Raw genomic sequence first — 19,533 nt, forward strand, 5'->3', positions numbered from 1 at the left:
CGTGTGCACTGTCCTGCGCACACGGCAAGACCGGGGTTGGGCATCCTGCCCAACCCGCCCGTGGCATGCCTCGGGCCCATGGCGCTCACGCCCCCAGCCGACCCACCCTCCCGGCCATGGACAGTTTTCTGCGCACCGCGGGAAGATCAAAAGAGAAGATCAAAAGAAAAGCCAAAGGCAAAAGCCGACCCTTCAGACATTCCTGGTGTCTGCCATCCACGCATGGCGTGGATCTACCGTGTCGACCAAGATCGACACCTACCAACAGCAGCGCAGAACGCATTCCGACAGATCGCGGAAGACTGTCGAAGGCGGGGTGGGTCCGGTGGCGGGGGTGTCCGCGGCATGGATGCCGCGGCCAAGCCCCCAGGGACGGGTTTACGGCGTCCCCCGCCACCGGACCCGCCCCGCCATCCCTCAGTAGCCCAGCTTTTGACGTTGCCTCTGCGGGTGCAGGGCGCAGCCCTGCCGGAATCCAACACCCCTCAGCAGGCCTCAGCCACCGCAGCGCGCGGACGCCCCAGCCATGCCAGCAGCAACCCCGTGGCCGCCAGCAGGCCACCGGCCACCGGGATCGCCGCGTAACCCAGCCCCGAACTGATCACCGCACCACCCAGCGCGGCGCCCACCGCATTGCCCAGGTTGAACGCACCGACGTTGATCGACGACGCCAGGCCCGGCGCCTCGCTGGCCGCCTGCATCACCCGGATCTGCAGCGGCGGCACGATAGCGAAGGTCGCTGCGCCGAACAGCAGCACGCCCAGCGCCGCAGTAGCATGGTGCATGAAGGCCAGTGGCAGCACGAACATGAGTACGGCCAGGACCGCCAGCAGGATGCGCGTGGCGCCATCCAGCGACCAGTCAGCCATGCGCCCGCCGATGCCGTTGCCGAAGGTGAAGCCGATGCCGATCAGGGCCAGCGACATCGCGATGAAGGCGTTGGAGGCGCCGGTCAACTCGGTCAGTACCGGTGCGACGTAGGTATAGAGGGTGAACATCGCACCGGCGCCAAGCACGGTGGTGGCCATCGCCAGCAGCACCTGCGGTTGCAGGATCGCCTTCAGTTCACGGCGCACGTCCGGGCGCGGTCCCGGCGCGGACGCCGGCAGCGCGAAGCCCAGCGCGGTGATCGCGACCAGGCCCAGCACCGCAGTACCGGCGAAGGACAGGCGCCAGCCCAGCTGCTGGCCCACCCAGGTTGCCAGCGGCACACCACCAATGTTGGCGATGGTCAGGCCCATGAACATGGTGGCCACGGCTGCAGCCTGCTTTTCCTTCGGTACCAGGCTGGCGGCGACCACTGCACCGATGCCGAAGAAGGCACCGTGATTGAGACTGGTGACCAGACGCGACAGCAGCAGCAGGCCGTAGTTCGGGGCCAGTGCCGAGAGCAGGTTGCCGACCACGAAGATCGACATCAGCAGCATCAGCGCGGTGCGCTTGCCGAACCGTCCCATCAGCAGCGTCATTACCGGGGCCCCCAGCATCACGCCCACGGCGTAGGCGGTGATCAGCATGCCGGCGGTGGGAATGCCCACGCCCACGCCGTCGGCGATGACTGGCAACAGGCCCATCGGCGCAAACTCGGTGGTTCCGATGGCGAAGGCGCCGACGGCAAGCGCCAGCAAGGCGGCTCTGGGATTCATGGGAGGTTTTCCTGGGGGCGGGAATCGGGAGTGCGTAGCCTGCGCGCTTTGCTGTGCCGGATTAAGCCTCGCCCCGGGAAAACACTATTGATCCAGGTTCACAAGTGGGGCCCGGAAACCCGCTACAAGTGCAAAAAACGCAGCGCGATAGTGAAGCCGAGCCCCCACAACGCAGAACCCCCGGCATGCCGGGGGTTCCGAGGGACTCACACGCCTGTGGCGCGCTTACCAGTTGCCGGCGCCCGGCACATTGTGTTCGCGGGCGCGGCGGCGCATCAGCAGGTTCAGCCACTCCACCAGCACCGAGAAGCCCATGGCAGCGTAGATGTAGGGCTTGGGAATGTGCACATCCAGGCCATCCAGGATCAGCACCGCGCCGATCAGCAGGATGAAGGCCAGCGCCAGCATCTTCACGGTCGGGTTGGCATCGATGAAGCGGCCCAGCGGGTTGGCGGCCAGCAGCATCACCGCCACCGACAGCAGGATCGCGGCGACCATCACCGGGATGTGGTCGGCGATGCCGACGGCGGTGATCACCGAGTCCAGCGAGAACACGATGTCGATGACCGCGATCTGCGCAATCACGTAGCCGAACACGGCCGACGCCTTGGTGGTGCTGGGATCTTCATCCTCGCCGCCGCTGATCAGTTCCTTGATCTCCATGAAGCCCTTGATGATCAGGAACAGGCCGCCGACGATCAACACCAGGTCACGGATGGAGATGCCCATGCCGGCCACCGTGAACAGGTTGGCCGCCATGTGTGCCAGATACGCCAGCGACACCAGCAGGGCGATACGGGTGATGCAGGCCACCGCGATGCCGAGCTTGCGCGCGAACGGGCGGCGCTCTTCGGGCAGCTTGCTGACGGCGATGGAAATGAACACCAGGTTGTCGATGCCGAGCACGATTTCCAGTGCGCTCAGGGTGAACAGGGTCACCCAGGCATTGGGGTCGGCGAGGAACTCAAAGGACATGGAAACTCTTCAGGGCAGTGGGGGAATGGGGATCAGCCGTAATTGCCGGCCATTGCATGCGGGACCACGACCAGCGCCCAGCACAGAAGCACGTTCATCATCAGCACGAAGACCGCCGCCGAGCCCATGTCCTTGGCGCGGCCGGCCAGTTCATGGATCTCGCTGCCGTAACGTTCGATCACCGCTTCGATGGCCGAGTTGGCCAGTTCCATCGCCAGCACCAGCAGCATCGAGCCGATCAGCAGCGCGCGCTCGACCGGGGTCTGGCCCAGCCAGATCGCGACCGGGGTCAGCAGGATCAGCAGGTAGACCTCCAGCCGGAACGAGGACTCGTGCAGCCAGGCGGCGCGCAGGCCCTGCCAGGACCAGCGGGCGGCCTGGACGATGCGGCGCGGGCCGCGGGGCAGATGGCCAAACTGATCAGCCACGGGTGGAACATCCAGCAACAGGGGCGCGGCGCAGCGACCGCTCAGACGCACGGCAGGGAATCATGGGTGCACAGGGATAGGCAGATGGCCGCCATTTTGCCACAAGGCCGCCAGCCGCATCCCGGCACCGGCCCGGTGAATGGACTGTCTAGGGCAAGCCCCGGCCCGCCCCAGCTTCTATGATGGCTTTCCCCTTCCCTGCTGGAGCGCCTGATGTCCCGTCGCCGTACCTGCCTGCTGATGCTGGGCCTGCTGACCGTCGCCCCCCTGGCCCAGGCGCTGAGCCCGGCCAAGCCGCCGCGCGTGCCCGAGCAGGTCTCCAACGTGGCCTGGGCCGGCGACATGGCCCGCTTCGCCAGCGCCGACCAGGCCAACCCGCCGCCACGGGGCGGCATCGAGTTCATCGGCAGCTCCTCGATCCGCATGTGGGAAGGCCTGGCAGCCGACTTCCCCGGCCAGCCGGTGTTCAACCGCGGCTTCGGCGGTTCGGAAGTGCGCGACAGCACCTGGTATGCCGACCGCATCGTGGTGCCGTATGCGCCGTGCAAGGTGTTCTTCTACGCCGGTGACAACGACCTCAACAGCGGCCGCAGCGCCGTGCAGGTGCGTGACGATGTGGTTGCCTTCGTGCAGCGCGTGCATCGCGACCTGCCGAAGACCAGGGTCGAGTACCTGTCGATCAAGCCGAGCCCGTCGCGTGCGCATCTGCTGCCGGCGATCAACGAGGCCAACGCGCTGATCAAGGCCGCCCTGGCCAAGCTGCCCAATACCGGTTTCACCGACGTCTACACACCCATGCTCGGCACCGATGGCCAGCCGGATGCGTCGCTGTTCCGCGAGGACATGCTGCACATGACCCCGGCCGGCTATGACATCTGGACCAAGGCACTGGCGCCGAAGGTCAACTGCAACTGAGGGACTGCGGACGCCGCAGAGGCGCCACGCGCACGCCTTCCGGTCGATGCCAACCTTGGTTGGCATCGGGCACCGGCGTGACTCCTGTTGAAAGCGCCGACCAAGGTCGGCATCTACCGAGGCAGCAGGTGCCGCCTCAGCGGAAGATCACCGTGGCCTCGGTGCCCTGGCCTGGCTCGCTGGCCAGGCTGACCTTCCAGCCGAAGCGGTCGCACAGCCGGCGCACGATCGACAGGCCCAGGCCGGTGCCCTGCGGACGGCTCGGCTCGGCACGGTAGAACGGCTCGAAGGCCCGCGACAGCGCGTCGGCCGACATGCCGATACCGGTATCGCGCACCACCACCCGGTCGTTGTGCACATGCACGTCGATGCGCCCTTCGTCGGTGTAGCTGCAGGCGTTGCGCACCAGGTTGCTGACCACCACCTGCAGCACCCGCGGCGGCGCATGCAGTTGCACCGGGCCATCGCTGTGCAGGTGCACCGACACCGGGCGCGTACCCAGCAGTTCGTTGGCGTTGTCCACTTCATAGCGGACGATGTCGTTGACGTCGAACAGCTCGACCTGGGGCTCGACGTCGGCCTCGCGGGCCAGGATCAGGAAGGCATCGATCACCGCCTCCATGTCACGGCCTGCACGCTGGATGCGCTGCAGGCTGCGGCGCAGGCGCGGCTCCAGGCTGTCATCGCCCAGTGCCATGTCGCTGGCGACGCGGATGACGGTCAACGGTGTGCGCAGTTCATGGCTGGCGTCGCGGGTGAAATTGCGCTCGCGCGCCACATGCGCGCTGACCCGGTTGGCCAGCGAATGCAGTGCGGCCGCCAGCTGCCGGGTCTCGCCCTGCATGTCCGCCGGCAGCTTGTTCGGTTCCAGGTCGGCTGCCTCCGGGTGGCCCGGGTCCCAGCGTGAGACGCGCCGCGCCAGCCAGTTCACCGGCGACACCAGGCGCTTGGAGGCCCGATAGGTCACCCAGCTGGCGCCATACACCGCCAGCAGGGTCAGCAGCACCGGCACGATGCCGAACCAGAACGCCAGCATCTCCGCGCGCGAACGCAGGAACACCAGGTACAGGCGGCCGGCCGGGCGCACATCGACCAGCACCAGCTGGTCGTCCTTGGGCAGTTCGTGGAAGCCGGGTTCCAGATTGCGCAGGTTGGCCGGCAGCGACAGGGCCGACTGCCCGCTTTCCAGCAGGTAGCCACGGATGTTCTGGGTGTTGGGCGGGGGCTGCACCGGCGAGGCCTCGTGCAGCGTCCAGAAGTACGCCGCCTCCTCGCGCAGGGCGGCGCCGACCAGGCTGTGCTTGATCACCAGCGAAACCAGCCACGCACCGAGCAGGATGCCCAGGCTGGCCAGCACTGCCTGCAGGATGAAAGCGATACGGATCTTGCGCGGCAGGCCGTGCGGCATTGCGGAGTCCCGGTCAGAGCGCTGCGATTATAGGCAGCGCACCGCGCCGTTGGGATGCACGGGCGATGACCGGCGGCACTGCCGGACGATCATCCCCTGCCCTTGTGCCGGGCCGCAGCCCGGCCCGGCCTGCGGCTGCACCGGCGCGGGCCTGCTCAGGCCATCGGCTGGGCGATGTCGGCAATGCGGTAGCCGGCACTCTGCACGGTATGCAGCAGCGGACGGTCGAACGGCTTGTCGATGATCTTGCGCAGGTTGTACAGATGGCTGCGCAGGGTGTCCGAATCCGGCAGGCCGTTGCCCCAGATCTCGCGTTCGATCTCCTGGCGGGTGACCACGCGCGGCGATTCGCGCATCAGGATGGTCAGCAGGCGCAGGCCGATCGGCGACAGCTGCAGCTCGGTACCGGCACGGGTGGCACGCATGCTGACCGGATCGAGCACCAGGTCGGCGACCTTGAGCACTTCCGACCCCACCTGGCGACGTTCGCGGCGGATCAGCGCGCGCAGGCGGGCTTCCAGCTCCTGGATCGCGAACGGCTTGGTCAGGTAGTCATCGGCGCCGAAACCGAGGCCGGTGAGCTTGTCGTCCAGCGTGTCGCGTGCCGTGAGCATCAGCACCGGGGTGGACTTGCGCGCATCGTTGCGCAGGCGACGGCACACTTCGATGCCATCCAGGCGCGGCAACATCAAGTCGAGCACCACGACGTCATAGCTGTTTTCCGCCGCAAGGCGGTAGCCATCCAGGCCGTCCTGTGCATAGTCGACTTCAAAGCCGCGACCTTCCAGGTATTCCCCGATCATCTCGGAGATGTTGCGGTTGTCTTCGACCACCAGCACCAAGCCGGAGGTCTCCTTCGTCTGACGCATGTGATTCCCTCTAACTTCAGCTTTGTGAAACATGCCGGATCGACGGTGGACGCGATGTGAAGTTCCGTCAAGAGGGAAGTAAATCGTTCAGAGCAGAGGGCGCAGCAGCGGCCAGACGTTGTCCAGCACCTTCGGCTGCGCCTGTGCGGTCGGGTGCAGGCCATCGGCCTGCATCATGCCCGGCTGCAGGGCCACGCCCTCCAGCAGGAACGGCAGCAGCGGCACCTTGTACTGCGTGGCCAGCGCCTTGTAGGCCGCGGCCAGGCGCTGGCGGTAGGCCGGGCCGTAGTTGGGCGGCACGTCGATGCCCAGCAGCAGCACCTTGGCACCGGCCTTCTGGCTGGCCTGCACCATCTTTTCCAGGTTGCCCTGCACCTGCGCCGGGGTCAGTCCGCGCAGCGCGTCATTGCCGCCGAGGGCAATCACCACCACGGTCGGTTTTTCCTTCGCCAGCAGGCCCGGCAGGCGGGTCAGCGCGCCGGCGGTGGTTTCCCCGCTCATGCTGGCGTTGACGATGCGTGCCGAGGTTTTCGACTGCTGCCTGACCCGCTGCTGCAGCAGGCTGACCCAGCCGGCGTCGACGGGGATATTGTGGGCTGCACTGAGGCTGTCGCCCAGGACCAGCACGGTGCCGGCCGGACCTTTGGCACAGGCCAGCCCGGGCAGCAGCAGGAACCCTAGCAGCAGCACCATCATCACGCCGGCTCGCCGGCTCCATCCCGTCTTGCGCATTGGAGTCTCCTCATCGACAGCCTGTCCCCCCGCAGCGCGTCCGTTGCCATCGCCGTCGACCAGGTCGGCAAATCAGTGCAGGGCCCGGAGGGTGAAGTCCACATACTGGACAACATCACCCTGACCGTCCATGAAGGCACCAGCGCGGCCATCGTCGGCGCCTCCGGTTCCGGCAAGACCACCCTGCTCGGCCTGCTGGCCGGGCTGGACCTGCCCAGCCGCGGCCGCATAGGCCTCGCCGGGCAGGATCTGGCGACACTGGATGAGGAAGCACGTGCCCAGCTGCGCGCACGCGAGGTCGGTTTCGTCTTCCAGAGCTTCCACCTGCTGCCGGCGCTGACCGCCGCCGAGAACGTGGCGCTGCCACTGGAGCTGGCCGGGCGCGAGGACCGCGTACGGGTCGATGAAGTGCTGGCCCAGGTCGGCCTGGCCCATCGCGCTCGCCACTACCCGCGCCAGCTGTCCGGCGGCGAGCAGCAGCGCGTGGCACTGGCGCGCGCCTTCGTCACCCGCCCACGCATCCTGTTCGCCGACGAACCGACCGGCTCGCTGGACCACGCCACCGGCCAGCACATCAGCGACCTGCTGTTCGAACTCAACGCGAGCAGCGGCACCACGCTGGTGCTGGTCACCCACGACCTGCGCCTGGCCCAGCGTTGCCAGTACATCCACCGCATCGACAACGGCCGCCTGCTGCCGGTCGAGCGTGGGGCGCAGGCATGAACCTGCTGCGGCACGCGTGGCGCGCGCTGCGCCGCGAGGCGCTGGCCGGCGACCTGCTGACCGTGTTCGCCGCACTGGTGCTGGGCGTGGCAGTGATGACCGCAGTCGGCACGCTGGTGAACCGGGTCAACCTGGCACTGACCGGCAGCGCAGCGGAAATGCTCGGCGGTGACCTCGGCATTGCCGGGCGCGATGACCCGCCGCAGGCGTTCGCCGACGAGGCGCAGCGGCGTGGACTGGCCTTCACCCGCATCGCCAGCTTCGGCAGCGTGCTGTTCAACGGTGATGCCAGCCAGATGGCCAGCATCAAGGCGGTGCAGGCGGGCTATCCACTGCGCGGCACGCTGCGGGTGCGTGCCACACCTGGCGGCGCCCTGATCGCCGAGGCCGGCATGCCCCCCAAGGGCCAGGCCTATGCCGACCCGCGCCTGCTGCAGGGGCTGGGGCTGAAGACCGGCGATGACCTCGAATTCGGCGCCGGCACGCTGCGTATTGCCGGCATCATCGAGGCCGAGCCGGATGCCGGTGGCGACCTGTTGACCCTATCCCCCACCCTGCTGATCAACCGTGCTGATGTGGAAGACACCGGCCTGCTCGGCCCCGGCAGCCGCATCAACTACCGGCTGATGTTTGCGGGACCGGCGGGGCAGATCGCGTCCCTGCGCGAGTGGCTGCTGCCACAGGTGAAGGGCCTGCGCCTGCTGAGCGTGGATGACACCCAGCGCGGCGTGCGCCAGGCCTTCGACCTGGCCGGCCGCTTCCTCGGCCTGAGCGCGCTGCTGGCGGTGCTGCTGGCGGGCGTGGCCACCGCATTGGCGGCCAACCGCTTCGCCCTGCGCCGCATCGACCAGGTGGCGATCCTGCGCTGCCTCGGTGCGCGCCAGCGCGACATCCTGCTCGGCCTGGCACTGCAGCTGCTGATGCTGGCAGTACCGGCCTGTGCGCTTGGCATCGGCCTGGGCATGGCCGCCCAGGAAGGGCTGGTACAGGTGCTGGGCAGCCTGGTGCCGCAGCGCCTGCCACTGCCGGAGGCAATGCCGGCGCTGACCGGTGCCGGCATCGGCCTGTTGCTGCTGTTCGGCTTCGGCCTGCCACCGCTGCTGCGCCTGCGCGGGGTGCCGCCAATGCGCGTACTCAACCGTTCCTTCGCCACGCTGCCACCGGCCTCGCTGCTGGCCTATGTGGCCGCGCTGGGGGCCAGCCTGGTGCTGGCGGTGCAGGTCACCGGCGACCTCAAGCTGGCCTTGTGGGTGCTGGGGGGCCTGGGCGGGCTGGCGGTGGCGGCCGGCGTGGTCGGTTTCGTGCTGCTGCAGTTGATGCGCGGCCTGCAGCATCGCCTGCACGGCCACTGGCGGTTGGGCCTGGCGGCGCTGACCCGGCGCCGGATGCTGGCGGTGATGCAGCTGGTGGGCTTGTCACTGTCGCTGTGCGCGCTGCTGTTGCTGGCAGTGACCGGTCCCGGCCTGCTGCAGCAGTGGCGCGAGCGGTTGCCTGCGGATACACCGAACTACTTCCTGATCAACATCCAGCCCGAGCAACGCGACAGCGTGCTGGCAGCGCTGCGCGGGCTGGGCGCCAACGACGCCAGCATCGAACCAATGGCCACCGGCCGCCTGATCGCGATCAACGGCAAGCCGCCGCTGCGCGTGGACCGCTCGCCGGAACAGAGCGGGCAGCCACCGTCAGGCGAAGCACAGCGGGACGACGATGATGAAAACCGGCCGTTGAACTTCAGCTGGCGCAGCAGCTTCCCGCCGGCCAACACGCTGCTGAACGGCACGTTCTGGAAGGCCGACAGCACGGCGCCGCAAGCATCGGTGGAAATCGGCTGGGCCAGGCGCTACGGCGTGCATCCGGGCGACCGCATCGCCATTGCCGTGGGCGAACAGGAGCGCGAGTTCACCGTCACCAGCGTGCGCAAGGCGGACTGGAACACCTTCCGGCCGAACTTCTTCGTGCTGCTGAACCCGAATGCGGTGGGCGACACCCCGCACAACCTGCTGTCGGCGTTCCATCTGCCGGCCGGCAAGGCAGCCGGACTGGGCGAGCTGGTACGCGCGCAGCCCAACCTGTCGCTGCTGGACGTGGATGCGGTGATCTCGCAGGTGCGCGATGTGATGGAACGGGTGGCACAGGCGGTGCAGCTGGTGATGGTGTTCAGCCTGCTGGCCGGCGTACTGGTGCTGCTGGCCGCGCTGCAGGCCACGGCGGGCGAGCGTCGCTACGACAGCGCGGTGCTGCGCACGCTGGGCGCGACCCGGCGGCAGCTGCGCGGCGCGGTGCTGGTGGAATTCGGCGCGCTGGGCACCCTGGCCGCGTTGCTGGCGGTGGGGGCGGCGGCCGCCATCGGTGTGGCGGTCTCGCAGAAGGTGTTCGAGCTGCCGTTGCTGCCGCCGTGGCCGGGCCTGCTGATCGGCGGCGTGGCCGGTATCGGGTTGAGCCTGCTGGCCGGCTGGTGGGGTACGCGGGCGATCCTGCATACGCCACCGGCACTGGCCCTGCGCGAGGCCTGAGGCGGCGCCGGACCGGGGCGCGTGCCGAGCAAGCTCGGCACCTACCAAGAGCACATGACGGCGTTGCCAGTGTTCGAGGAACAAGCACATCCACGCATGGCGTGGATCTACTGGGCTTTTTCCACGTACTTGGCGAACACGTCGTCGATCTGCGTGTCCTTCACCTTCTTGCCGGACTGGATTTCTTCGGCCTGGGTGAACAGCGGAATGATCATCGCCATGCCGTCGATCCTGGTCTTCAGGTGCACGCCCGGGGCCTGGGCCAGGAAACCGTCCCAGCGCTGGCGCACCTTGGCCCAGTAACCGGCAGTCGCCTTCCAGTAGTCGCGCGCCGGGGTGAAGTCGATCTCGGTGGTCTTCACGTAGTCGTTGAAGCCGAACTCGCGTGCGATCTCCACCTGGCTGCCGTCGGCGTTGCGCTGCACCTTGGTGTTGAACTGTTCGTGGGTCCAGCCGTTCGGGGTCAGCGTGTGGCGGTTGATCACGGCCAGCGCGTTGTAGTCGCTGCGCTTGGTGTACTCACGGCGCGGCAGCGGGCGCCAGCTCAGGTCGCTGGTCCAGCTCGGCACGTTGTTGGTGTAGGTCCAGGTGCCGGTGCCGCAGTAGCGCGGTGCGTCGCTCACTTCGTACACGCACTGGGTCCAGGCGCCCTGGTTCACCGCCGCCGGAATGCTGCGCACCTTCCAGGTCTGGTCGGCACTGAACTCGAAACGGTTCGGTGCCTCGTACACCCAGTCCTGGCGCCAGTGCTTGGTGATGTGGCCGCTCTTCTCGTCCAGCAGCAGGTGCTGCAGCACGATGCGCTTCGGCGTGTCCTCGACCACGATGACCACTTCGCTGCCACCGCTGCGCATCGCCGATGCACGCTCGTAGCCCGGCTTCAGCAGCACGGTCTCGTCGAACGCGAAGTCCACGGTGTACTCACCCTGCATGGCAAGGATGCTGTCGTGGTCGCGGGCGATATCGGAGGGCTGCGCGCTGGCCACGCCGCTGGCGGCGAGCAGCAGCATGGCGCTGGCTGTCTGGAGCTTCATCGGGGTCTTCCTTCGGGGGTGCAGATTCATTGAGGGGCCATCCGTGGCCAACGGGCGTTCCATCAGGAGAGGGTCACAGACGGATCAGCGGCAGGTCGCCGGGAATCCGTGGCGCCGGGCGCCGGGCGGCGTCGGCACAACAACAGTCGTCGATCACCAGTTCGCCTTCAGCACCTTCCAGGCGTGCGATGCGGCGGGCGGTGGCCGCGCCCAGCGAGGACAGGGTCGACAGGCTGGCCGCCAGGGTGCGCCCGTCGTCGGCGGCGTGCAGGCGCAGCGCGCACAGGCGCCAGCGCTGGCCGCCGAGATGGCCGGCCAGGCGCCGCCACAGTCGTTCGCCGACGCTGCCATCGCTGTCGTGTTCCGGTCCCGGCGGCAACGCGGCCACCAGCCGGTCCCAGGCCAGGAAATCGCTGTCCGGTAGCAGGTACAGACGCCACACGCAGCGGCCGCGGCCATCGAGGAAGCACAGGCTTTCGCGCAGGCCCTCGCTGTCCACGCCCTGGCAGGCGTGCACGCGTACGGCCTGGCGCCAGCCACCCAGCTCGTTGCCGTCAGCGTGGTACAGGCACAACACGGTGCCGAGCGTGGCCAGCTGTGCCGGGGTCGGCCAGGCCCCGCTGTGCGGCGCGGCGATGGAGTCATTCCTGCGTGCGGACAGTGCTCGGCTCATGAGGTCACCAGGAAACGGCAAGGCTGGCGGAGAAGGTGCGGCCCGGGCTGCTGAAACGATCGCTCAGTGCGCGATTGGTGATCAGGCTCGGGGTGATCGACGACCATTCGATGTAGCGCTTGTCGGCCAGGTTGAACACGCCGACATTGAAGGTGGCACCCGGCGCGAAGTTCCAGTGCGCCATCAGGTCGAGCACGCCGTAGCCGGCCGGCTGGTAGACGAAGGGTGCCGGTGCGTTCGGATTGGTCTGCGCAGCAGGCGGCGGCAGGCGCTTCTTGCGCTGTACGAAGGTGCCGGCCAGTTCGACGCCCCAGGTATCGGTGTCGTACATCAGGCCCAGCGTGCCGCGAAGCGGATCGACCGAGGCCAGCGGCTCGTCATCGGTCCGGTTGTCACCACGCGACCATGCCAACGCACTGCGCAGCGCCCAGCCCTTCAGCGCCGGGCTGAGCTCGCCGAACTCGATGCCGGCCTTCATTTCCGCGCCATAGATGCGTGCTTCGGCGATGTTCTGCGACTGGAACACGGTCAAACCCTGTGCGTTGCGGCCGGTATCGACGTTGGACTGGATGAAATCCTTGTAGTCGTTGTAGTAGCCGCTGACGCTGACGTACGCCGCCGGCGCGATGAAGCGCAGGCCCAGTTCGTAGCCGTCGCTGGTTTCGGGCTTCAGGTCCGGATTGGCGATGGCGGTATAGCGGAAGGCGACATTGGTCAGGCCGATGTTGACGTCGTTGTACGGCGGCGATCGGAAGCCACGCGCATAACCGGCGAACAACGACCACTGGTCGGTGAAGCGCCAGACCATGCCCAGCTTCGGCGACACGCTGGTCTTCTTCAGCTGCGCCACGGCCGTGGTCGGGTTGTCTTCGGCGAAGATGCTGTCCACTTCCGGCTTCAGCTCGTAGCGGTCCACGCGCACGCCCGGCACCAGCGACAGCCTGCCATCGGCAAAGCGCATCTCATCCTGTGCATACAGGCCCAGCTCGGTGGTCTTGCTGATCGGGAAGTCACGCACCGGGAAGGTGTCCGGCAACACCGTGTTGCTGACCACGCCCGCCTTGCTGACCTGGTAGCCGTCGCGCTTCTGGCGGATCTCGGTACGGGTGCCTTCGAAACCGTAGGTCACTGCGTGCTCGACGCTGCCGGTGGTGAACGCCTTGTTGAACTGCGCCTGCAGGCCATAGGCATGCTGGTCGAAGGAGAACACGCGGTGGCGGCGGGTGCCGTCGGTGCGCGTTTCGTCGGTCTGCTGCCGGGTTTCGCTGTTCTGCGCGTACACCTGCCAGTGCAGGCTGTCGGCGAACGGCTGGTCCAGCGCATCCATTTCGTGGGCGAAGGACACGCGGTTGCGCTTCTGGGTGTCGTGGGACTTCATGCCAGTTGCGGCAGCCATCGCGCCGGGACGCGGCGCAACACTGGCAATCGCCGACAGGACATTGGTATCGGTGGTGTCTTCGTTGCCTTCCACGGTCAGGCGGAAGCGCTGGTCCTCGCTCGGTGCGTAGACCAGCTTGCTGAGCAGGCTGCGGCCGTCGCGATCCTGCGGATTGGACGCCGTGCGGGTGTCGTTGTCGCTGCGCACCGTGCCCTTGTTGTCGTTTTCCTGACCCTGGTGGTGGTTGACGTTGACCAGGCCGCTCCAATGGTCACCACCAAAGGCCGCCGTGGCACCGCCAAGCAGGCCCGTCCACTCACCGTCGTAGCCGAACTTCAGGCCGAAGTAGCTGTTCTTGCCATCCTTGAGGTAGTCGGCCGGGTCCTTGGTCACGAACGCGACCACGCCACCGAGTGCATCGGAGCCGTACAGCGAGCTGGCCGGGCCACGCACGATCTCGACGCGCTTGAGCGTATCAAGGTCGGTGAAGTTGCGGTTGGAACTGGCGAACGAACCGATGTCGAACCGGGTCGGCATGACGATGCCGTCGGTCTGGATGCGCACGCGGTTGCCGTCCAGGCCACGGATGCGGAAACCATCCAGGCCGAAGCGGGTCGCGCTGCGGGTGACCGACAGGCCCGGTTCGTAGCGCACCAGATCCTTGATGTCCTGCACCAGGTGCCGGTCCATCTGCTCACGGTCGATGACGTCCACGGTGGCCGCCACGTCGCTCACGGCCCGCTCGGTGCGGGTGGCGGTGACCTGCACCCGATCGAATTCGCGCGCATCGGGTGCGGCAGTGGCAGCAGCGTGGGCGGACAGCGGCAGCGCCATCCAGACAGCAAGGCAAAGGGCGGTATGGCGGGTCATCGGGTTCGTTTGGTCAGGCAGGGGAACCCCCGGTTACCGGCACACCCGGAAGGTGCACGCGGTAGACCGAGGGGGAGAGAGCAGGAGCGGACGGGTCGCCCACCCTGTCGGCGCTGCCGGCAGGAGGGAGGGAGGCGGGCGACCAGGCCGCGATTACTTGGTCAGGATCAGCTTGTCGTTGCTGGTGTGCCGCAGGCGATAGAAGCGGTCGCCGTGCTGGATCAGGATTTCACGACGGCCCTTGAGCAGGGCTTCGCTGTCGATGACCTCTTCCGGCGGAACGACGCGGACCGGTCGATCGCGGAGCGTCAGCGTTTCGGGGCGCAGCAGTACAGGTTGAGCATTCATGAGCATCTGGACTCGTGCGAGGGACGAGTTAAATGATAATGATTCTCAGTTGACAATCAACAACCATTCTCAATTTCATTGATGAGATTAATGATCGAATTCGGAAATTCGATAAACACCATCAATCAAAAGATTGAATGCGACACCTTTGTAGAGTCGAGCCACGCTCGACTGCTCTTGGCGCCGTCGCCAGGAAACGCCCGCGCTGCGCGCGGAGTCGAGCATGGCTCGACTCCGCAAAGGGCTGTCAGGCGAAGACGGCTTCGACCTGGGCCCAGCCGGCGGCGTCGACCTGCTCCAGCACGTCCAGTGCCTGCAGGTTCTGCAGCAGCTGGCTGACCCGGCTGGCGCCGAGGATCACGCTGGAGACATTCGGGTTGCGCAGGCACCAGGCAATCGCCAGCGTGGCCGGGGCCTGGCCCAGCGCGCGCGCGACTTCGCTGAAACGGCGCACCTGACCCAGGCGGGCCCCGGCGTCGGCCCCCAGCACCAGGTCCTGCAACCACTCCATGCCTTCGCGCCCCAGCCTTGCATCGGCCGGGATGCCCTGGTCGTACTTGCCGGTGAGCAGGCCCGAGGCCAGCGGCGAGAAGATGGTGGTGCCCAGGCCGGCACCGGCATACAGCGGCGCGTACTCGACCTCGACCCGCTCGCGGTGCAGCAGGTTGTACTGCGGCTGCTCCATCGACGGGCCCTGCAGGTTGCGCGCCTCGGCGATGTCCAGCGCCTGCTGGATCTGCGCCGCCGGCCACTCCGAGGTGCCCCAGTAAAGGATCTTGCCCTGCCGTACCAGGGTATCCATGGCGTGCACGGTCTCGGCGATCGGCGCGTCCGGATCCGGGCGGTGGCAGTAATAAAGGTCCAGGTAGTCCACCCGCAGGCGCTTGAGTGCAGCGTGGCAGGCGTCGGTCACGTGCTTGCGCGACAGTCCGCGCTGGGTCGGTCGCGGGTCCTTGGCGCTGCCGAAGAACACCTTGCTGGACACGCAGAAGCCGTCGCGCGGCAGGCGCAGGTCGGTGATCACGTCCCCCATGACCTGTTCGGCACGGCCGTTGGCATAGCCCTCGGCGTTGTCGAAGAAATTGACGCCATGATCCCAGGCGGCGGCCACCAGGTTGCGGGCCTCATCGCGCGGAACCTGATCGCCGAAGGTCACCCAGGCGCCGAAGGACAAGGCGGAAATCGGCAGGCCGGTGGAGCCCAGGCGACGGTATTGCATGCAAATCTCCTGCTGCGGGCCCGCATCCGGGCCGGGATCAAACCCCATTCTACCTGCCGCCGCCAGCCGCAAGCCCTTGCCGTTGCTGGCCTGATCGGCACCGATGGCCGCGCACACGCTGCTTTTTCTTGCCCCGGCCCCTGCCCTGCACTAGGCTTCCCGTTTTTCGCGACGCCCCAGGGGAGTCACTCACATGGTCGAAGGTTTGGGCAGGATCGGCTTCGGCCTGTTCGGGTTGGCGGTGCTGATCGGCATCACCTGGTTGTTTTCCAATAACAAGCGCGCGGTTGACTGGAAGCTGGTTGCCACCGGTATCACCCTGCAGATCGCCTTTGCGGCGCTGGTGATCCTGGTGCCGGGCGGGCGCGACGTGTTCGACGCGCTGGGCAAGGGCTTCGTCAAGATCCTCAGCTACGTCAACGAGGGCTCGGGCTTCATCTTCGGCTCGTTGATGGACACCAAGAATTACGGCTTCATCTTTGCCTTCCAGGTGTTGCCGACCATCATCTTCTTCTCTGCACTGATGGGGGTGATGTACCACCTCAACGTCATGCAGGCGATTGTGCGCGTGATGGCGTGGTCGATCACCAAGGTGATGCGCGTGTCCGGCGCGGAAACCACCAGCGTCTGCGCCAGCGTCTTCATCGGCCAGACCGAGGCGCCGCTGACCGTGCGCCCGTACATCGCCAGGATGACCCAGTCCGAGCTGCTGACCATGATGATCGGCGGCATGGCACACATCGCCGGTGGCGTGCTGGCGGCCTACGTGGGCATGCTCGGCGGCGGTGATCCGGCGCAGCAGGCCTTCTATGCCAAGCACCTGCTGGCGGCCAGCATCATGGCGGCCCCGGCCACCCTGGTCGTGGCCAAGCTGCTGATCCCGGAAACCGGCACCCCGCTGACCCGCGGCACGGTGAAGATGGAAGTCGAAAAGACCTCCAGCAACATCATCGACGCGGCCGCTGCCGGCGCCGGTGACGGCCTGAAGCTGGCGCTGAACATCGGTGCGATGCTGCTGGCCTTCATCGCTCTGATCGCGCTGTTGAACGCACCGCTTACCTGGATTGGCGATGTGACCGGCCTGGCCGCTGCCATCGGCAAGCCGACCAACCTGTCGACCATCTTCGGTTACGTACTGGCCCCGATCGCCTGGGTGATCGGCACCCCGTGGGCCGATGCCACCACCGTCGGCTCGCTGATCGGCCAGAAGGTCGTGATCAACGAGTTCGTGGCCTACACCGAGCTGTCGCAGATCGTGAACGGCCAGATCGCCGGCGTGAGCCTGTCCGAGGAAGGTCGCCTGATCGCTACCTACGCGCTGTGCGGCTTCGCCAACTTCAGCTCGATCGCGATCCAGATCGGCGGCATCGGCGGGCTGGCCCCGGAACGTCGCCACGACCTGGCCAAGTTCGGCCTGCGCGCCGTGCTGGGCGGTACCATTGCCACCTTCATGACGGCGACCATCGCCGGCGTGCTGACGCACTTCAGTTGAACCCTTGGTTGAGAAAAGATTCCCTATGAGCAGCAGTGTCGTTGTCGTCGGTTCCTTCAATGTCGATCACGTGTGGCGATGCGAGTCGCTGCCGGCACCGGGTGCGACCATTGCCGGCCGTTACAGCACCGGCCCCGGTGGCAAGGGCTTCAACCAGGCCGTGGCGGCCTGCCGCGCCGGTGCCGACACCCACTTCGTGTGCGCGCTGGGCGACGACGCCGGTGGCGCCACCGCCCGTGAGCTGGCCGCGCAGGACGGCTTCGGTCTGATCGCCGAGGCCAGCAGCGAACCGACCGGCACCGCCGGCATCTATGTGGACGCGCGCGGCCGCAACACCATCGTGATCGGCCCGGGTGCCAACGCCGCGCTGAGCACCGACTTCCTGCAACAGCAGCAGGCGCTGCTGACCGGCGCCAAGGTGGTGCTGGTGCAGCTGGAATCGCCGGTGCAGACCATCGAAGCGGCACTGGCCACGGCCCGCGAGGCCGGCGTCACCACCGTGCTCAACACCGCACCGGCCGATGCCCCCTCCACCATCGGCCTGCTCAAGCTGGCCGATGTGATCACCCCGAACGAGACCGAGTTCGCCGCCCTGCTCGGCCGTCATGTCGGTGAGCGCGTGGATGCCAACGACGTCGCCGCGCTGGATGGCGCCAGCCTGCACGCGCTGTGCCGCAAGCTGGTCGGCAACGGCACGGTGGTGGTGACCCTGGGTTCGGTGGGCGTGTTCGTGTCGCATGCCGACGAGAACCTGCGCGGCGATACCCAGCCGTACTACCGCGTGGGTGCCGAACAGGTGCAGGCGATCGACACCACCGGCGCCGGCGACGCCTTCAACGGTGCGCTGGCCGCATCGCTGGCACAGGTGGCCGACGCCCCGTTCGCCCGTCACGTGCGCTTCGCCAACCAGTTCGCCGGTCGTTCGACCGAGAAGGAAGGTGCCGCTGCGGCAATGCCGCGTTTCACCCCGGCCGACGCCGAAGCAAAGTAATTCCACGCCATGCGTGGATGAAGAAGCCCGGGTGTGCAGACACCCGGGCTTTTCTGTTTGCTTTTCAATGAGGCAGATCCACACCATGCGTGGATGAACGAGACCGCGCAAGCCATCCCAGCAACAGGCCAGCGGCAATCGCCAGCAACGCGACGGCTGCGCCCACCGCGCCCAGCGATGCCAGGCCGAAGCGTTCGATGGCCCCACCTCCCAGCAGCGCACCCAGGCCGATGCCGGCGTTGGCCGCAGACACATTCAAGGTTCCGGCCAACGCCTGTGCCTGGGGCGCTGCACGCATCACCCGCACCTGGCACAGCGGGAACAATGCGGTATGCGCCACACCCCACAGGACCAATGCGATGAGCACGAATGCGCCGTGGCCGGCCAGCCCGACACTGGCCAGCATGCCCAGCGCCAGCACCGCGCAGAACACCAGGGTCGCGCCCAGGGGCGCACGATCGACCCAGCGCCCACCCAGTGCATTGCCGAGCAGTCCCACGGCGCCGAAGCCCATCAACCACCAACCCACCTGTGCCGCCGGTACCCGCATCAGCCGCTCCAGTACATCGGCCAGGTAGGTGTAGGCAGCAAACATCGCGGTGAACACCAGCACCGACAGCAGCACATGGCCCAGCAACTGCGGCTGGCGCAGTACACGTGCCTGCTCGCCCAGCGCGCGCCGCGGCCCGGCCACGGTGTCCGGCATCCACAACGCCAGCGCGCCCGCCATCAACAGCGACAGGGCCGCCAACAGCCAGAAGCTGCCGCGCCAACCGAGGGCGTCGGCGGCCAACGTCCCCAGTGGGATACCGAACAGCATTGCGGCGGTGATACCCAGGTAGACCCGCGCGACCGCACGGCCTCCCTGCCCTGCAGGAGCCAGCTGCACAGCAGTCTCGCTGGCGGTGCCCCAGAACACCGGCAGGGCCAGTGCCGGCAGCACCCGCGCCAGCGCCAGCAGCCACGGCTGCGTGGCCATCGCGGCCAGCGCGTTGGAAGCCGCGAACAACAGCAGGATGACCACGAACAGGCGGCGCCGGCCGACGTGTGACAGCAGCGCGGTCAAGGGTGGCCCGGCCAGCATCACGGTGAACGCGAACAAGGTGACCATCTGCCCCGCTCGGGCGATGCCCAGGCCAAGTTCGCGCGCCAGCGCGGGCAACAGGCCGACGATCAGGAACTCGGTGGTGACGATGACGAAGGCGGACACCGCCAGCAGGACGACTGAAAGACGTGCGCGAGCGTTTGCGTGGACAGCGGTCACGGCGGAATCAAGGGAGGACATGGGCGGGCATCAGAACAGGGGTCGCCAGCCTATT

17 protein-coding genes are annotated in these 19,533 nt (G+C 67.4%); 5 read left to right on the forward strand and 12 right to left on the reverse strand.

Annotation, left to right across the window (positions count from 1 at the left end; translation table 11 throughout):
- Window positions 1–485: 485 nt before the first annotated feature.
- The 3 genes from N5D45_RS02530 to N5D45_RS02540 form a co-directional block, all read right to left on the reverse strand.
- Window positions 486–1,646 (reverse strand): MFS transporter, encoded by a 1,161-nt coding sequence (locus tag N5D45_RS02530; protein WP_164192270.1) that lies wholly within the window; start codon window positions 1,644–1,646, stop codon window positions 486–488.
- A gap of 225 nt (window positions 1,647–1,871) precedes the next feature.
- Window positions 1,872–2,621, reverse strand: coding sequence for a TerC family protein (locus N5D45_RS02535; protein ID WP_043398043.1), 750 nt, complete (start codon window positions 2,619–2,621; stop codon window positions 1,872–1,874).
- A gap of 32 nt (window positions 2,622–2,653) precedes the next feature.
- A complete protein-coding gene (locus N5D45_RS02540; protein WP_010481854.1) occupies window positions 2,654–3,049 on the reverse strand; it encodes a diacylglycerol kinase in 396 nt (131 codons plus the stop codon).
- Window positions 3,050–3,262: 213 nt separating this feature from the next.
- Here N5D45_RS02540 and N5D45_RS02545 point away from each other — a divergent pair, with 213 nt between their 5' ends.
- The gene (locus N5D45_RS02545; RefSeq protein ID WP_043398040.1) at window positions 3,263–3,964 is read left to right on the forward strand and encodes an SGNH/GDSL hydrolase family protein; all 702 of its coding nucleotides are present in this window, start codon (window positions 3,263–3,265) and stop codon (window positions 3,962–3,964) included.
- A 136-nt stretch (window positions 3,965–4,100) separates the two neighbouring features.
- Here the strand turns inward: N5D45_RS02545 and N5D45_RS02550 are convergent, their stop codons facing one another.
- The 3 genes from N5D45_RS02550 to N5D45_RS02560 all read right to left on the reverse strand — a co-directional run bounded on the left by N5D45_RS02550 (window position 4,101) and on the right by N5D45_RS02560 (window position 6,973).
- Window positions 4,101–5,372 (reverse strand): HAMP domain-containing sensor histidine kinase, encoded by a 1,272-nt coding sequence (locus N5D45_RS02550; RefSeq protein WP_032129926.1) that lies wholly within the window; start codon window positions 5,370–5,372, stop codon window positions 4,101–4,103.
- Window positions 5,373–5,527: 155 nt separating this feature from the next.
- Window positions 5,528–6,241, reverse strand: a complete 714-nt coding sequence (locus N5D45_RS02555; protein WP_002811889.1) for a response regulator transcription factor — start codon at window positions 6,239–6,241, stop codon at window positions 5,528–5,530.
- An 87-nt stretch (window positions 6,242–6,328) separates the two neighbouring features.
- Complete coding sequence (locus N5D45_RS02560) at window positions 6,329–6,973, reverse strand: arylesterase (RefSeq protein WP_279938419.1); 645 nt, start codon at window positions 6,971–6,973, stop codon at window positions 6,329–6,331.
- Window positions 6,974–7,048: 75 nt separating this feature from the next.
- Between N5D45_RS02560 and N5D45_RS02565 the strand changes: the two genes are divergently transcribed.
- Window positions 7,049–7,696 carry an ATP-binding cassette domain-containing protein gene (locus N5D45_RS02565; protein WP_134959139.1) on the forward strand — a complete coding sequence of 216 codons (648 nt, stop codon included), beginning with the start codon at window positions 7,049–7,051 and terminating at the stop codon, window positions 7,694–7,696.
- Window positions 7,693–10,209: an FtsX-like permease family protein gene (locus tag N5D45_RS02570; protein WP_279938420.1), complete on the forward strand. Its 2,517-nt coding sequence runs from the start codon at window positions 7,693–7,695 to the stop codon at window positions 10,207–10,209. The genes N5D45_RS02565 and N5D45_RS02570 overlap by 4 nt, the downstream gene beginning before the upstream one ends.
- A gap of 107 nt (window positions 10,210–10,316) precedes the next feature.
- On the opposite strand, the gene N5D45_RS02575 is transcribed toward N5D45_RS02570, so the two are convergent.
- The 5 genes from N5D45_RS02575 to N5D45_RS02595 all read right to left on the reverse strand — a co-directional run bounded on the left by N5D45_RS02575 (window position 10,317) and on the right by N5D45_RS02595 (window position 15,731).
- Window positions 10,317–11,243 carry a DUF6607 family protein gene (locus N5D45_RS02575; protein WP_279938421.1) on the reverse strand — a complete coding sequence of 309 codons (927 nt, stop codon included), beginning with the start codon at window positions 11,241–11,243 and terminating at the stop codon, window positions 10,317–10,319.
- A gap of 73 nt (window positions 11,244–11,316) precedes the next feature.
- A complete protein-coding gene (locus N5D45_RS02580; RefSeq protein WP_109815228.1) occupies window positions 11,317–11,916 on the reverse strand; it encodes a Hemin transport protein in 600 nt (199 codons plus the stop codon).
- Window positions 11,917–11,920: 4 nt separating this feature from the next.
- Window positions 11,921–14,128, reverse strand: coding sequence for a TonB-dependent hemoglobin/transferrin/lactoferrin family receptor (locus N5D45_RS02585; protein WP_279938457.1), 2,208 nt, complete (start codon window positions 14,126–14,128; stop codon window positions 11,921–11,923).
- A gap of 189 nt (window positions 14,129–14,317) precedes the next feature.
- A complete protein-coding gene (locus N5D45_RS02590) occupies window positions 14,318–14,512 on the reverse strand; it encodes a hemin uptake protein HemP (protein WP_005412278.1) in 195 nt (64 codons plus the stop codon).
- A 247-nt stretch (window positions 14,513–14,759) separates the two neighbouring features.
- Window positions 14,760–15,731, reverse strand: a complete 972-nt coding sequence (locus N5D45_RS02595; protein ID WP_241877337.1) for an aldo/keto reductase — start codon at window positions 15,729–15,731, stop codon at window positions 14,760–14,762.
- A 193-nt stretch (window positions 15,732–15,924) separates the two neighbouring features.
- On the opposite strand from N5D45_RS02595, the gene N5D45_RS02600 reads away from it, so the two are divergent.
- Both N5D45_RS02600 and N5D45_RS02605 read left to right on the forward strand, forming a co-directional pair.
- Window positions 15,925–17,223 carry a nucleoside transporter C-terminal domain-containing protein gene (locus N5D45_RS02600; RefSeq protein WP_049453452.1) on the forward strand — a complete coding sequence of 433 codons (1,299 nt, stop codon included), beginning with the start codon at window positions 15,925–15,927 and terminating at the stop codon, window positions 17,221–17,223.
- Between the two features lie 25 nt (window positions 17,224–17,248).
- On the forward strand, window positions 17,249–18,214 hold the full coding sequence (locus tag N5D45_RS02605; RefSeq protein ID WP_010481872.1) for a ribokinase: 966 nt from the start codon (window positions 17,249–17,251) through the stop codon (window positions 18,212–18,214).
- Between the two features lie 64 nt (window positions 18,215–18,278).
- Here the strand turns inward: N5D45_RS02605 and N5D45_RS02610 are convergent, their stop codons facing one another.
- Window positions 18,279–19,499 (reverse strand): MFS transporter, encoded by a 1,221-nt coding sequence (locus tag N5D45_RS02610; protein ID WP_345782123.1) that lies wholly within the window; start codon window positions 19,497–19,499, stop codon window positions 18,279–18,281.
- Window positions 19,500–19,533: the final 34 nt, after the last annotated feature.

The organism is Stenotrophomonas sp. GD03819 (assembly GCF_029841665.1).
GTDB classification, from domain to species: domain Bacteria; phylum Pseudomonadota; class Gammaproteobacteria; order Xanthomonadales; family Xanthomonadaceae; genus Stenotrophomonas; species Stenotrophomonas geniculata.